Below are 14,237 nucleotides of genomic sequence, written 5' to 3' on the forward strand. Positions count from 1 at the left end.
CGCGACGATCTGCGCGGGCCCGTCGAGAGGCAGGTCCCCGGGGTGCGGGTCCGCGACGGCGGCGTCCAGCACGGACAGTATGCGGCGCGACGCGATCCGCGCCCGGGTCAGCGCGACCGCCGCCGCGGGCAGCGCTGCCGTGGCCTCGAACGCGGACAGTGGCAGGAGCACGAGGATGCCCAGGGCCATCGGGCTCATGGTCCCCGACGAGTACAGGTCCATGCCGATGAGCAGCGACGCGATCACGCTAGCTCCCACCGCGAGCGGGGTGGCGGCGTCGGCGAAGGCGCTGGGTGCGGCGGCACGGTCGGTGGCCGTGACCACGGCGCGTTCGGCGTCGGCGGCCCGCGACACGGTCCGGTCGAGGCGGCCCGCGACGCGGAGTTCCGCAGCATGATCGAGGGCGGTGACGGCGTCCTCACTGAACTGGGCGCGTGCGTCGGCGCCGGACGTCTCGGCGGTGCGGGCGGCCCGCGCGGACAGCCAGGGCGCCGCGACCCCCGACACCGCGAGCGCCACGGCGAGGACGAGTGCCGATGCGGGTGTGATCACCGCGAGGATGCCGACGGCGACGACGGCCAGGACGACGGACACGGCGATGGGAACGAGCGCGCGCACCACGACGTCGCCGAGGGTGTCGACGTCGGCGCCGGTGCGGGCGAGCAGTTCGCCGCGCCGCAGTCCGGCCGCGGCGGCGGGGTCTCCGTCGGCGAGCCGCTGGTACAGCTGGGTGCGGGCGGACGTTGTTCCGCGGAGGGCGGTGTCGTGGGTGGCGAGCCGCTCGAGGTAGCGGAAGACGCCGCGGGAGATGCCGAGCGCCCGTACCGCCACCACGGCCACGCTGAGGTCCAGGACAGGTGGCATCTGCCATGCCCTGGTGATCAACCACGCGGACAGCGCCGCCAGCGCGAGCGCACTACCCAGCGTGGCGACGCCGGCCGCGACGGCGCGCAACACCCGTCCCGGCTGCAGGTCGAGCAGCGGCAGCGCCCGGATCAGCGGGTCACGCGACATCGGCGGTCACCTCGATCACCCGATCGGCGGCCGCGAGCACCGTCGGACGGTGCCCGACCACCACGACCGTCCGGCCGGCGGCGGCGAGGCTCCGCAGGGAATCCAGCACGGTGCGCTCCGCGGCGTCGTCGAGGTGCGCGGTGGGTTCGTCGAGCACCAGCACGGGACGCCGGGTGGCGAGCACACGGGTCAGGGCGAGCCGCTGCCGTTGACCGAGCGACAGTCCCGTTCCGCCGGATCCGACCCGCGTGTTCCAGCCCTCGGGGAGTTCGGCGAGGACCTCGTCGAAACCCGTGGCAGTGCAGGCATGTTCGAGGTCGACGACGTCTCCGGTCAGCCGGAGGTTCTCGTCGAGGGTGCCGGGAACGAGAACGGGGTGCTGCGGCAGCCACGCCACCTGCGCCCACCACGCGGACCGGTCGAGCGAGTCCACGGGTGCGCCGGCCACGCGCACGTTTCCACGCTCCGGTTCGAGGAGGCCGAGGAGTGCGTGCACCGCAGTCGTTTTCCCGGACCCGTTGGGTCCGGTCAGCACGGTCACCGCGCCGGGTTCGAGAGCACCGGTCAGTCCGCGCGGCGCCAGTCCGTGCCGGGACCGGACGTCCAGGCCGTCGAATTCGAGGCGCGCCCCGGCCGCGTCCACCACGACCGCGCCGACCGCGCCGTCCGCGTCGCCCGGGCGGTCGGTGTCGATGACGGCGAAGGCCCTGCTCGCGGCGGCCATTCCGTCCTCGGCGGCGTGGAATTGGGTTCCGACCATCCGCAGCGGGAGGTACACCTCGGGCGCGAGGATCAGTGCCACGATGCCCGCTTCGAGTTCCATCCCCCCGTACACCAGCCGAAGTCCGATGCTGACGGCGACGAGCGCGACGCACAGCGTGGCCAGCAGTTCCAGCACCATCGACGACAGGAACGCCACCCGCAGCGCCGACATGGTGGTGCGGCGGTGGGCGTCGCCGAGTTCACGTACCCGTGTCGCCGGACCCTGCTCGCGGCCGAGCGCGCGAAGTGTGGGCAGACCGGCCAGCAGGTCGAGGAGTTGCGAGGACAGGGTGGTCATCGCGGTCAGCGTCTTGGCGGCCTTGCCCCTGGTGAGCAGGCCGATGAGGATCATGAAGACCGGGATCAGCGGCAGCGTCACGAAGATGATGGCCGCGGACGTCAGATCCTGGAATGCGATGACCGCCAACGTCGCCGGGGTGAGCGTGGCCGCGAGCACCAGGGCGGGTAGATACCCGGTGAGGTACGGCACGAGTCCGTCGATGCCGCGGGTGAGTACGGTCGCGACCTCGTCCCGGCGGGGATCGAGTTCCCGCGGCCGCATCCGCGTGGCGACATCGAGCACCTCCCCCTTCAGTTCCGCCACGACACGTGTCGCGGACCGGTGCGCGAAGCGGGACTGCAACCAGGTGCCGAGAACCCGGATCCCCACCGCGGCCGCGAGCACCACCAGTTCGGTGGACCACCGGCCGAGGTCGGTGGCGTCGTCGACGATCACCCCGCCGAGCACGCGGCCGATCATGAGCGCCGACACGATGACCATCGCGACGTTGACGATCGACAGCCCGACCGTGAGGACGAGATATCCGCGGGCCGCCGCCGAGTACCGCCACAGACGCGGATCGACGGGACGCCGGGAAACGCGCTCCCCGCCCGGGCGTTCCTCGGCGGGGCGGGGTGCGTCGCCTACCGCTGTGCTCATCTGCGCTCGAGCGGGAGACCGATCGACGGCGGGATGTGCTTGGTCGAGATCCGTTGACGGAACACCCAGTACGTCCAGCCCTGGTAGATCAGCACCACCGGGGTGAGGAATGCGGCGGCCCACGTCATCACCTTCAGCGTGTATGGACTCGACGACGCGTTCTCGATGGTCAGGTTGTAGGCGGCGTCCAGGGTGGACGGCATGACGTTGGGGAACAGCGAAACGAACAGCAGTGCCACCGTGGCGATGACGGCGATCGACGTGAGCAGGAACGCCCAGCCCTCCCGTTCGGCGCGGGTGAACGCGACCACCCCGAGGAGTGCGGCGGCGGCGATCGCGACGAGGATCCACGTCCAGCCCTTGCCGTGCGCCAACTGCGTCCACAGCACGAACGCGCCGGCCACCGGAACCGCCGGGAGGGCCAGCCGGGACGCCAACTCGACTGCGTCCGTGCGCACTTCGTCGGCCGTCTTCAGGGCGAGGAACACCGCACCGTGCAGAGCGAACACGAGCGCCGTCGTCAGACCGCCCAGCAGGGCATAGGGATTGAGGAGATCGAACAGGTTCGACGTGACCTGCTTGTCGGCGTCGATGTCGACGCCCCGCACGATGTTCGCGAACGCGACACCCCACAGCACCGCGGGCACCCAGGATCCGAAGACGATGCCCCAGTCGCACCGCCTGCGCCAGGTGTCGTCGTCGATCTTGCCGCGGTACTCGATGGCGCAGATCCGGACGATGAGTGCGACGAGGATGATCAGCAGCGGCAGGTAGAAGCCGGAGAACAGGGTGGCGTACCACTCCGGGAACGCCGCGAACAGCGCGCCGCCGCCGGTGATGAGCCACACCTCGTTGCCGTCCCACACCGGGCCGATCGTGTTGAGCACCACCCGACGTCGCGTGTCCCCTTCGGGATCCTTGCGCCGCCCCAGAACCGGCATCAGCATGCCGACACCGAAATCGAATCCCTCGAGGACGAAGTACCCGATGAAGAGCACCGCGATCAGGATGAACCACACTTCTTGAAGTCCCATGACCGTCTCCCCTAGTACGCGAACGACAGTTGCTCGGGCCGGCCCGGTTCTTCGGGCTCGTCGTGGTCGTCACCCGGTGGATGCGCGTCGTGTTCGAGTGGTCCCTCGATCGTGTAGCGGCGGATCAGCGTGAACCACACGACGGCCAGCGCTCCGTAGACCACGGTGAACGTGATGAGCGAGACCCAGACGGTCCACGGGGAGTGATTCGAGACTCCTTGGTCGACAGTCAGTCTGATCATGTCCACACCGGTGGGGTTGGGTGCCACGACCCACGGTTGGCGACCCATCTCGGTGAACACCCAGCCCGCGCTGTTCCCGAGGAACGGTGTCGGGATGACGAGGATCGACAGCCAGCCGAACCACTTCTTGTCCGGGACGCGGCCACCACGGGTCATCCACAGGCCGACCACGGCGAGCAGCGCCGAACCGGCGGCCCAGCCGATCATCGCGCGGAACGTCCAGTAGGTGACGAACAGGTTGGGCTTGTAGTTGCCTGGACCGTACATCTCCTCGTAGCGGGCCTGGATCTCGGTGACGCCCTCGACGGTGGAGTCGAAGGTGCCGTCCGCGAGGAACGAGGTGAGCCCGGGGATCTTGATGAGCTGGGTGATGCTCTCGCAGTTGTTCTGGGTGCCGACGGTCAGGATCGAGAAGTCGGCACCGGTTTCGGTGTGGCACAGTGATTCGGCGGACGCCATCTTCATGGGCTGCTGTTCGAACATCAGCTTGCCCTGGATGTCGCCGGTGATGGCGAGTCCGATGCCGGAGGCCACCATGACCCACAGCGCGAGGACGGTGACCGGACGGAACATCGTCCGGGCGGTGTCCTCGTGCTTCTTCGCCACTTCGGGTTCGGTGGCTTCCTTCGCCTTGCGCATGCTGCGCACCATCCACCAGCCGCCGACACCTGCCACGAACGTTCCTGCGGTGAGGAACGCGCCGGCGACGACGTGCGGGAAGGCGGCGAGGGCGGTGTTGTTGGTGAGCAGCGTCCAGATGCTGGTGAGTTCCGCGCGCCCGGTCTCGGGGTTGTACACGGCCCCGACCGGATGCTGCATGAACGAGTTGGCGGTGATGATGAAGTACGCGGATGCGTTCACGCCGATCGCCACGAGCCAGATGGTGGCGAGGTGGACGAGTTTCGGCAGTCGTCCCCAGCCGAAGATCCAGAGTCCGAGGAACGTCGACTCGAGGAAGAACGCGACCAGTCCCTCGAGCGCGAGGGGGGCGCCGAAGACGTCGCCGACGAAGCGCGAGTACTCGCTCCAGTTCATCCCGAACTGGAATTCCTGCACGATGCCGGTGGCGACGCCGAGCGCGAAGTTGATCAGGAAGAGTTTTCCGAAGAACTTGGTGAGCCGATACCAGTGGTCCTTTCCGGTGACCACCCACATCGTCTGCATGACGGCGATCAGCGGGGCCAGACCGATCGTCAGCGGAACGAGGATGAAGTGATAGACGGTGGTTATGCCGAACTGCCACCGGGAGACATCCAAGGCATCCATGGCTACTCCGAAACTGGGCCCGTAGGACAGGCTTCAGGGTCGGAGCGTGGGCTTCCGCCCGACCCTTGAAAACAACGTACTGCGGGGTCGTTTCTCCCGCAGGACTTTGCTACTACGAAATGTAGTAGACCTGTCAAGCGCCCGCGGACTCGGCCCCTGTCGTCTCGACCGCGAGCTCGACCAGCTCCACGATCTCGTCGGCGAGCGGCGCATCGGGCAGAGCGAGCCCGTCGATCTTGCGCACGCGCGCGGCCATGGTGATGCTCGAGATGAGCCAAACACCTTCCGCCGTAATGAGATCCGCCGGACGAAGCGCGGCGTACTCGCAGCGGAAGCCCTTGCCGGCCGCCACCTCGTAGAGCGCCTGCTGCGTGGTTCCGGGCAGAATTCCGTGCTCCGGCGGCGGCGTGAGGAGCGTCTTCTCGCGGGCGATGACCACCGTGGAACGTGGCCCTTCCAACACATTGCCCTCACTACTGACGAAGATCACATCGTCGGCCCCGAACGTCGCCGCGTACCGCAGGGCCGCCATGTTCGTCGCATACGACAAGGTCTTCGCCCCGAGCAGCTGCCACGGCGCGCTCGCCGACAGATCCACCGAATAGCCCCGGGCCAGTGTGAGTACCGACACGCCGTCGCGCCGCGCGTCCCGGATCCGCTCGGACACCGGCCCGACGGTGACGAAGGCCGTCGCCTCTCCCCCGGACTCCCGGCCGCGGCTGAGCACCAGGCGCATCGCGCCCTCGCGCTCGGACCCCCACTCCTCGACGGCCAACTCCAGCGCCAGCCGCCAGTCGTCCAGGTCCTGCGTGGGCAGACCGAGGGCGCGGGCCGACGCGACCAGACGAGTGAGGTGCGGCTCCACCTTCAGCGCGCGACCGCCGCGCACCAACAGCGTCTCGAAGACACCGTCGCCGCGCACCACCGCCAGATCGTCCGCGTGCAGCAGCGGAGCATCCGCGTCGCGCACCTCGTGGTCCAGTGTCACCAGCACTCGATCAGACATGACACCCAGCCTATCGACCCTGCTGACCGCCACCTGTGGTCCATGGTCCCTAGACTGGGTTCGTGGTCGACAAACTGCCCGTCTCACCCAGTCCACTCCTCACGGCCCCGGGCGCGGTTCCTGCGCCCGAAGGCTCTCCCGACGCCGGCGTCGCCTGGCATCACGGCGATCCACTCGGCGAACAACGCAGCGCCGAACGTTCCGCGGTGGTCGTCGACCGTTCCCACCGGTTCGTCATCGCGATCAGCGGACCCGAACGACTCACCTGGCTGCACACCATCTCGAGCCAGCACGTCGCCGCGCTCCCTGACGGCGCGAGCGCCGAGAACCTCAGCCTCGACGTCAACGGCCGCGTCGAGCACCACTTCGTCCAGACCGACCTGGACGGCGTCACCTGGATCGACACCGAGGCCGACCGCGGACCCGACCTCCTGTCGTTCCTCACCAAAATGGTGTTCTGGTCCAAGGCCGAGCCCCGCGAGGGCAACGAGCTCGCCGTCCTCAGCGTGATCGGCCCCGACGCCGTGACTGTCCTCGACGCGGCCGGTGTCGTGGCACCGGCGGAGCCGTATGCCGCCGTCGCGGTGCCCGGGGGCGGGTTCGTCCGCCGCATGCCGTGGCCGAACGCCGACTCCTTCGACCTGCTGATCCCGCGGGAAGGACTCGCGACGTGGTGGGGCCGGCTCACCGCCGCCGGCGCCGCTCCCGCGGGAACGTGGGCGTTCGAGGCACTCCGAGTGGCCGCCGCACGGCCTCGGATCGGACTCGACACCGACGACCGCACCATCCCGCACGAGGTCCGCTGGATCGGCGGTCCCGCCGAGCACGGCGCGGTCCACCTGGAGAAGGGCTGCTATCGCGGCCAGGAGACGGTGGCCCGCGTCCACAATCTCGGCAAACCGCCCCGTCACCTCGTCCTGCTGCACCTCGACGGCAGTGCCGAGGGCCGGCCCGAACCGGGCGACCCGGTGACGGCGGGAGGCCGTGCGGTCGGACGGATCGGCACGGTGATCGACCATCACGAGCTCGGACCCATCGCGCTGGCCCTCGTCAAACGGTCCATCCCCACCGACACCGAACTCGTGGCCGGCGGCTGCGCCGCGTCGATCGACCCCGACTCCGTGCCCGCGGACGACACGGTCCAGGCGGGCCGCGCGGCCGTCGACCGGCTCCGGGGACGATGAGCGAGGCGACCGCGACGGCCGGCGAGGTGCTGGCCGTCTGCGTGCTGCACACCGAGCGGGACAGCGGCACCCGGCGGGTCACCCGGACGGCGATCGACAAGCGGCCCGTCGACGGGCCCGTGCGCGTCACGACCGCCGGACTGGCCGGCGACCACGTCTGCGACACCGAGTACCACGGCGGCCCGTTCAAGGCCGTCTACGCCTACCAGGAGGACGAGGCGCAGCGCTGGGCGTCGGAGCTCGGCCGCGAACTGCCCCCGGGATGGTTCGGCGAGAACCTTCGCCTCGACGGGGTCGCCGCGACCGACGCCGTGATCGGCGAGCGCTGGCGGATCGGCACCACCGAACTGGAGGTGACAAGCCCCCGGACGCCGTGCGGCACGTTCGGCGTCTGGGCCGCCGAGCCCCGGTGGGTCAAACGGTTCTCCGAACGCGCCGACACCGGCGCGTACCTGCGGGTGGTCACCGAGGGGTCGATCACCGCCGGCGACACCGTCCACCGCCTCCACGTACCCGGCCACGGCGTCACCGTGCGCGACCTGTTCACCGGCCGCGACCCGGAACGGTTCGTCGCACTGCTCGAACAGCAGGAGAACCTCTCTCCGACCGTCGCCGAGAAGGCCCGCCGACGGATCGCCGGACTGGAAGTGCAGGTCACGTATTGAGCATCGAACTGGTCGAGGTCGTCCGTTCCGGTTTCCGTGAGTGCGTCCACCGCGGTTCGGCGGTGATCCTCCGCGCGGACGGCGAGATCGCCCTCACCCTCGGTGAGGTGCACACGCCGATCTATCCGCGGTCGTCGAACAAGCCATGGCAGGCCGTGACCATGCTGCGGAACGGCTTCGAGCCGTCCAGTTCCGAGGAGCTCGCGATCGCGACGGCATCCCACGAGGGTGAGTCGGACCACATCGAACTCGTCGAGCGGCTGCTGGCCCGGTACGGCCTCGACGAGGACCTGCTCCGCTGTCCCGCGGACCTGCCTTCCAACGAACTCGCCCGGGCCGAACTGCTGGCCGCCGGTGAGCTCCCCCGGCCGGTGTACATGAACTGCTCGGGCAAGCACGCGGCGATGCTCGCCACGTGCCTGGCCAACGACTGGCCGCTGGACAGCTACCTCGAGCCGACGCATCCGCTGCAACTCGCGGTCGTCGAGACCCTCGGGTCGATCAGCGGCGACGTCGATGCCGAACTCGGCATCGACGGATGCGGGCTGCCGATCGTCCCGCTGTCGCTGACGCATCTGGCACGGGCGTTCGCCCGGCTCGTAACCGCCGAGCCCGACTCCCCCGAGCTCGCCGTCGCAGACGCTGTCCGCGAACACCCGTACCTCGTCTCGGGCACCGGGAAGGACGACGCGCGGCTGATGCCGGTCGTGCCCGGGCTGCTGTCGAAGGCCGGCGCCGACGGCGTCTACGCAGGCGCGCTTGCGGACGGCTCGGCGTTCGCGCTGAAGGTCGACGACGGCCACGAACGGGCCCGGTTACCCCTCGCCGCAGCACTTCTCCACAGGATGGGCGCCGAATGGACCGAGGATCTCGCGGCCCTCGCGTCGCAGCCCGTGCTCGGCGGCGGTGTCCGAGTGGGAACGGTCCGGGCAATTCCGGGAGTCTTCTGAAGGCGAAATTCCGGCATCGGGGCAGTTCGCGAGCCCGGTGAGACTAAACCGACACTGCTTCGGGGTGTGGATGGAAGCGCGAGGGACTTTTCCACGCTAGAGTGTGGAGCAGGAACTTACACACTCAAACGGGGCCGCCAAATTCCCCAGGCCGCCCCGCGAAAGCGCGAGGGGGTCAGCCATGGGCCGCGGCCGGGCTAAGGCAAAGCAGACCAAGGTTGCACGCGAGCTGAAGTACAGCGTACCGACCACGGATTTTGACAGCCTGCAAAGAGAGCTCTCAGGTGGGTCGTCCAACTCGCATCGGGACGAGGTCTTCGCTGACCAGCGTGCCGACAGGGAGGGTCACTCCCGGGAGGATGACGACGACTGGCGGCGCTGAGATCTGAAGACAACGAAATGAGGGGGAGCCGGTACCGGCTCCCCCTCATTTCCACATCTTCAGCCGGTCGGGGCCACTAGCTCGCCCCGTTCCGACAGACTGCGTCCGACCCTAGAAGTCCGACCCTAGAACCTCGGGTGATCGCCCGCGAGAACCGCGCGATCCGCCGACACGTCGTGCGACTTCTTGATGCTGCCCAGCGTCCAGCAGTCGATGTGCCGTGCCGTCAGGACGGCCAGCGCGCGATCGACGTCCTCGGGCGCCACGATCGCGACCATGCCGACGCCCATGTTGAACGTCTGCTCCATCTCCGCGCGCTCCACGCGTCCGCGCTGCGCGATCATCGCGAAGATCGGAGCCGGGCTCCACGTGCCGCGGTCGAGTTCGGCGACCAGGCCCTTGGGCATGACACGCGCGAGGTTGTTGGCGAGTCCACCGCCGGTGACGTGGCAGAACGTGCGCACATCCGTCTCGGCGGCGAGCGCCAGGCAGTCCTTGGCGTAGATCTTGGTGGGCTCGAGCATCTCCTCGCCCAGCGTGCGGCCGAACTCGTCGACGTGCGCGGTCAGGCTCATATGGTCGATCTCGAGCAAGACCTTGCGGGCCAGCGAGTAACCGTTGGAGTGCAATCCGGACGAACCCATCGCGATCACGACGTCGCCGGGACGGACCCGATCGGGTCCGAGCACCTGATCAGCCTCGACCACACCGACACCGGTCGCGGACAGGTCGTAGTCGCCGTCCGCCATCACACCGGGATGCTCCGCGGTCTCGCCACCGAGCAGCGCGCAACCGGCTTGGATGCAGCCCTCCGCGATGCCGCTGACGAGTTCGGCGACCCGCTCGGGAACGACCCGCCCGACGGCGATGTAGTCCTGCAGGAACAGCGGCTCGGCGCCGCAGACGACGAGGTCGTCGACGACCATCGCGACCAGGTCGAGGCCCACGGTGTCGTGCTTGTCGAGTGCCTGGGCGACGGCGAGCTTGGTGCCGACACCATCGGTGGAGGCCGCGAGGAGCGGCTCCTTGTAGTCACCCTTGAGCGAGAACAGTCCCGCGAATCCACCGAGACCACCGAGAACCTCGGGACGGCTGGCGCGCTTGGCCAAGGGAGCGAAGAGTTCCACCGCCCGATCGCCTGCGGCGATGTCCACTCCTGCGGCGGCGTAGGACGCGCCAGGGCGACTTGTCGGATCCTCGGTCATGTGGTTGTTACTCCAGCCTTCTGTTGCTCGTCAAAATCGTGTCGGTCGGGCAATCGAGTGCTGTGATTGCGTCCTTACGGTACCGGAGTACGTTCTCCGGCCGGACCCCGATGTACTGGCCTACGGCCGACTGAGGGCGTTCGCGTTGTCGTTCTCCCGCGTCGCGGGACCGCCTGCCGCGCTCTCGAGCATTCCCTCGAGAACGTTCTTTCCGATCGACGTCTCCGTGGGGAGCGCGATGGGGTACGTGCCGTCGAAGCAGGCCGCGCACAGCCGCGATGCCGGCTGCTCGGTGGCGGCGATCATGCCTTCGGTGGAGATGTAGCCGAGGGTGTCGGCGCCGATGGAGCGGCGCACCCCTTCGAGCATCTCGTCGAAGCTGCCGGGTTCCCCGTTGCCGCCCGCGCCGTTGGCGATCAGCTCGGCCGGGGAGGCGAAGTCGATGCCGTAGAAGCAGGGCCACTTGACCGGCGGCGACGCGATGCGGACGTGGATCTCCAGTGCGCCGGCCTCGCGGAGCATCCGGATGAGCGCGCGCTGGGTGTTGCCGCGGACGATCGAATCGTCCACCACCACGAGGCGCTTGCCGCGGATGACTTCCTTGAGCGGGTTCAGCTTGAGACGGATACCGAGCTGGCGGATCGTCTGCGACGGCTGGATGAAGGTGCGGCCCACGTAGGCGTTCTTCATCAGACCCTGGCCGTACGGAATGCCCGACCCTTGCGCGTACCCGACCGCGGCCGGGGTTCCCGATTCGGGCACCGGGATGACGAGGTCGCCCTCGGCGGGGTGCTCGGTGGCGAGGCGGCGGCCGATCTCGACGCGGGTCGAGTGCACCGAGCGTCCGCCGATGACGCTGTCCGGGCGAGCGAGGTACACGTACTCGAACACGCAGCCCTTGGGCTCGGGGTTGGCGAAGCGGGAGGAGCGGACACCGTCGGCGTCGATGGCGAGCAGTTCGCCGGGCTCGATGTCGCGGACGAAGGAGGCACCGACGATGTCTAGTGCGGCCGTCTCGCTGGCCACCACCCAGCCGCGGTCCAGGCGTCCGAGGCACAGCGGGCGGATGCCGTGCGGGTCACGGGCCGCGTAGAGCGTGTGCTCGTCCATGAAGGTGAGACAGAACGCACCGCGCAGTGTCGGCAGGAGCTTCATGGCCGCCTGCTCGATCGTGCTGTCGGCGGCGGCGTGGGCCAGGAGGGCGCCGACGACGTCGGAGTCGGACGTGGCGCCGCCGGGACGCTTGTCGTTGACCAGTCCGGCCTCACGGGCGCGTTGCGCGAGCTCCGCCGTGTTGACGAGGTTGCCGTTGTGCCCGAGGGCGATGCCGCTGCCCGCGGCGGTGGTGCGGAAGATCGGCTGCGCGTTCTCCCACGTGGTCGAGCCCGTCGTGGAATAGCGACAGTGTCCGACTGCGACGTGGCCCGGCATTGCCGCCAGGGTCTGCTCGTCGAACACCTGGCTGACCAACCCGAGGTCCTTGAAGACCAGCACCTGCGAACCGTCGGCGACGGCGATACCCGCCGCCTCCTGCCCACGGTGCTGCAGAGCATAAAGTCCGTAGTAGGTGAGTTTCGCCACATCCTCTCCCGGCGCCCAGACGCCGAAGACTCCGCATTCTTCGCGGGGCTCGTTCTCGTCCTCATCGGACGGGTTCGAGGAGAGGAGATTAGGACTGTGGACCGACAGATCGGCTCTGGTCACCGGGGTGCTCCCTGGGGATGGGCGTGTGAGGGGCAAGGTCAGTCTACGTGCCCGGCGCGGGCGGTTCGCCCACGGTGCCGCTCGAACCGGCCCGACTCCCGGACGAACGGGCCAAAATAGATTAGTTTCGGTACCGATCAGCATCCTCGAACCACCGAGCGGGGGCTTTTCCGATGAACATCCGCACCACGGCTCCGACCGCCGCAGGACGTCTCCTGAGCGCCTTCGAGGGCGCGATGGGCATCCCCCTTCCCGTGCACGTCCGCTGCTGGGACGGTTCGGAGGCGGGACCCGCGTCCGACGTCACCATCGTCTTCCGGAACCGCAGAGCGATCCGGCGGGTGCTGTGGTCGCCGAACGAGCTCGGACTCGTCCGGGCCTACGTGTCCGGCGACCTCGAGATCGAGGGCGACGTCTTCCGGTTGCTCGCCCTCCCCGACCTCGTGGACCGGCTGGGAACCCTGAGCGTCCGCGGTTCCGACTGTCGCAGCGTCCTGAAGTCGCTGACGACGTTCGTCCGGCTCGGGGGTCTCGGGCTGCGACCCCGACCACCGTCGGTGGAGGCGCCACGGCGGCGCGGCACCAAACACAGCAAGGCGCGCGACGCGTCGTCCGTCTCGTATCACTACGACGTGGGCAACGACTTCTACCGCCTGTTCCTGGGGCCGACGATGGTCTACTCCTGCGCGTACTGGGACCAGCGGTCCGGCAGCAGCGAGACGACCGGGACCCTCGAAGAGGCGCAGGACGACAAGCTGGACCTGATCTGCCGCAAGCTCGGCCTCCGGTCGGGGATGCGCCTGCTGGACGTGGGCTGCGGCTGGGGTTCGATGGCGATCCACGCCGCCGAGAAGTACGACGTGTCCGTCGTCGGGGTGACCCTCAGCCACGAACAGGCCGAATGGGCGCGGGCCCGGGTCTCCGAGGCCGGACTGTCGGATCGGATCGAGATCCGGGTTCAGGACTACCGCGACATCGCCGACGGACCCTACGACGCGATCTCCAGCATCGGCATGTCCGAGCACGTCGGCGACTCCGCTCTGCTGGGGTACGCCGAGCACCTGCTCGACCTTCTGGGCCCCGAGGGGCGCCTGCTCAACCACGCCATCGCGTCGGTCCGGTCGCTCACCGGCACGGAGAATTCGCCGGGGTTGATCGAGAACTACATCTTCCCGGACGGTGAGGTGCTGCCGCTGAGCCGCACGCTCGACGCGTTCGAACACGCCGGACTCGAGGTGCGCGACATCGAGGCCCTCCGTGAGCACTACGCACTCACGCTGCGGGCCTGGGTGAGCAGGCTGCGCGACTCCTGGGACGACGCGGTCCGGCTCGCCGGCGCCGAGCGGGCCCGCACCTGGCTGTTGTACCTCGCGGCCAGCGCACTGGGATTCGAGGAGAAGGGGCGGCTGACGATCCACCAGGTCCTCACCGTGCGACCGTCCGACGACGGGTCGAGCGGCCTGCCGCGCACCCGCGCGCTGTGGCTCAGATGACTACACGCGCAGCAGCGGCAGCCAGTGGGCGATCTCCCCGGCCCGGCTCCCCGACACCGAGACTCCGCCGTCGGCGGTCGCGCCGTCGAAGTCCAGCAGCCCCGTCACCATCAGCAGCCACGTCCGCGGATCGGTCTCCACGACATTCGGCGGGGTGCCGCGGGTGTGCCGGGGACCCTCGATGCACTGGACGGCGACGAACGGGGGAACCCGCACCTCCACGCTCGAACCCGGCGCCACCTGCTCGAGCGTCCGGGCACTGAGCCGGACCGCCGCGGCCAGCTGGGTGCGGGACGGCTTCTCCGTGGAGTCGCCGCGCAGCCACGGACCGACCTCGAGGACGGCGGCTCTCAGTTCGGCGGGATCTACGGCACGACGGGACGGCATACG

The 14,237-nt window shown here is 69.2% G+C and carries 13 protein-coding genes; 5 read left to right on the top strand and 8 right to left on the bottom strand.

Translation table 11 applies throughout. The features are described from left to right. The 5 genes from cydC to RJ1_RS35080 all read right to left on the bottom strand — a co-directional run. On the bottom strand, positions 1 to 1,014 hold a 1,014-nt coding region (cydC, locus tag RJ1_RS35060), incomplete at its 3' end, for a thiol reductant ABC exporter subunit CydC (protein ID WP_073367144.1). Continuing rightward, a complete protein-coding gene (gene cydD, locus RJ1_RS35065; protein ID WP_073367146.1) occupies positions 1,004 to 2,716 on the bottom strand; it encodes a thiol reductant ABC exporter subunit CydD in 1,713 nt (570 codons plus the stop codon). The genes cydD and cydC, both read right to left, overlap by 11 nt. After that, a complete protein-coding gene (cydB, locus tag RJ1_RS35070) occupies positions 2,713 to 3,750 on the bottom strand; it encodes a cytochrome d ubiquinol oxidase subunit II (protein WP_073367149.1) in 1,038 nt (345 codons plus the stop codon). The genes cydD and cydB overlap by 4 nt, the downstream gene beginning before the upstream one ends. Before the next feature lie 11 nt (positions 3,751 to 3,761). After that, positions 3,762 to 5,258, bottom strand: coding sequence for a cytochrome ubiquinol oxidase subunit I (locus tag RJ1_RS35075; protein ID WP_073367151.1), 1,497 nt, complete (start codon positions 5,256 to 5,258; stop codon positions 3,762 to 3,764). Positions 5,259 to 5,391: 133 nt separating this feature from the next. Next, positions 5,392 to 6,264 carry an aminodeoxychorismate lyase gene (locus RJ1_RS35080; RefSeq protein ID WP_073367154.1) on the bottom strand — a complete coding sequence of 291 codons (873 nt, stop codon included), beginning with the start codon at positions 6,262 to 6,264 and terminating at the stop codon, positions 5,392 to 5,394. Positions 6,265 to 6,326: 62 nt separating this feature from the next. Here RJ1_RS35080 and ygfZ point away from each other — a divergent pair, with 62 nt between their 5' ends. From ygfZ to RJ1_RS35100, 4 genes are all read left to right on the top strand, one after another. Continuing rightward, on the top strand, positions 6,327 to 7,448 hold the full coding sequence (gene ygfZ / locus RJ1_RS35085; RefSeq protein ID WP_073367157.1) for a CAF17-like 4Fe-4S cluster assembly/insertion protein YgfZ: 1,122 nt from the start codon (positions 6,327 to 6,329) through the stop codon (positions 7,446 to 7,448). Continuing rightward, entirely contained in the window at positions 7,445 to 8,113 is a 669-nt protein-coding gene (locus RJ1_RS35090; protein ID WP_073367159.1) for an MOSC domain-containing protein, read from the top strand. Before ygfZ ends, RJ1_RS35090 begins: the two co-directional genes overlap by 4 nt. Next, entirely contained in the window at positions 8,110 to 9,063 is a 954-nt protein-coding gene (locus tag RJ1_RS35095; RefSeq protein ID WP_073367162.1) for an asparaginase, read from the top strand. The genes RJ1_RS35090 and RJ1_RS35095 overlap by 4 nt, the downstream gene beginning before the upstream one ends. A gap of 181 nt (positions 9,064 to 9,244) precedes the next feature. Beyond that, entirely contained in the window at positions 9,245 to 9,445 is a 201-nt protein-coding gene (locus RJ1_RS35100; RefSeq protein ID WP_005244376.1) for a DUF3073 domain-containing protein, read from the top strand. Between the two features lie 125 nt (positions 9,446 to 9,570). Here RJ1_RS35100 and purM read toward each other — a convergent pair whose 3' ends face one another. Both purM and purF read right to left on the bottom strand, forming a co-directional pair. Then, positions 9,571 to 10,650: a phosphoribosylformylglycinamidine cyclo-ligase gene (gene purM, locus RJ1_RS35105; RefSeq protein WP_073367164.1), complete on the bottom strand. Its 1,080-nt coding sequence runs from the start codon at positions 10,648 to 10,650 to the stop codon at positions 9,571 to 9,573. A 120-nt stretch (positions 10,651 to 10,770) separates the two neighbouring features. Next, on the bottom strand, positions 10,771 to 12,354 hold the full coding sequence (gene purF / locus RJ1_RS35110; protein WP_073367167.1) for an amidophosphoribosyltransferase: 1,584 nt from the start codon (positions 12,352 to 12,354) through the stop codon (positions 10,771 to 10,773). A gap of 173 nt (positions 12,355 to 12,527) precedes the next feature. On the opposite strand from purF, the gene RJ1_RS35115 reads away from it, so the two are divergent. Continuing rightward, entirely contained in the window at positions 12,528 to 13,847 is a 1,320-nt protein-coding gene (locus RJ1_RS35115; protein WP_073367170.1) for a class I SAM-dependent methyltransferase, read from the top strand. Here RJ1_RS35115 and RJ1_RS46340 read toward each other — a convergent pair whose 3' ends face one another. Continuing rightward, a complete protein-coding gene (locus tag RJ1_RS46340; RefSeq protein ID WP_073367173.1) occupies positions 13,848 to 14,234 on the bottom strand; it encodes a sterol carrier family protein in 387 nt (128 codons plus the stop codon). Positions 14,235 to 14,237 lie beyond the last annotated feature (3 nt).

Source organism: Rhodococcus jostii NBRC 16295 (assembly GCF_001894825.1).
GTDB lineage: Bacteria > Actinomycetota > Actinomycetes > Mycobacteriales > Mycobacteriaceae > Rhodococcus_F > Rhodococcus_F jostii.

Bases quoted from the DNA above. Each gene is read 5' to 3' on its own strand.
- cydD (WP_073367146.1), bottom strand. From the start codon at position 2,716: ATGAGCACAGCGGTAGGCGACGCACCCCGCCCCGCCGAGGAACGCCCG.
- cydB (WP_073367149.1), bottom strand. From the start codon at position 3,750: ATGGGACTTCAAGAAGTGTGGTTCATCCTGATCGCGGTGCTCTTCATC.
- RJ1_RS35075 (WP_073367151.1), bottom strand. From the start codon at position 5,258: ATGGATGCCTTGGATGTCTCCCGGTGGCAGTTCGGCATAACCACCGTC.
- RJ1_RS35080 (WP_073367154.1), bottom strand. From the start codon at position 6,264: ATGTCTGATCGAGTGCTGGTGACACTGGACCACGAGGTGCGCGACGCG.
- RJ1_RS35090 (WP_073367159.1), top strand. From the start codon at position 7,445: ATGAGCGAGGCGACCGCGACGGCCGGCGAGGTGCTGGCCGTCTGCGTG.
- RJ1_RS35100 (WP_005244376.1), top strand. From the start codon at position 9,245: ATGGGCCGCGGCCGGGCTAAGGCAAAGCAGACCAAGGTTGCACGCGAG.
- purM (WP_073367164.1), bottom strand. From the start codon at position 10,650: ATGACCGAGGATCCGACAAGTCGCCCTGGCGCGTCCTACGCCGCCGCA.
- RJ1_RS35115 (WP_073367170.1), top strand. From the start codon at position 12,528: ATGAACATCCGCACCACGGCTCCGACCGCCGCAGGACGTCTCCTGAGC.
- RJ1_RS46340 (WP_073367173.1), bottom strand. From the start codon at position 14,234: ATGCCGTCCCGTCGTGCCGTAGATCCCGCCGAACTGAGAGCCGCCGTC.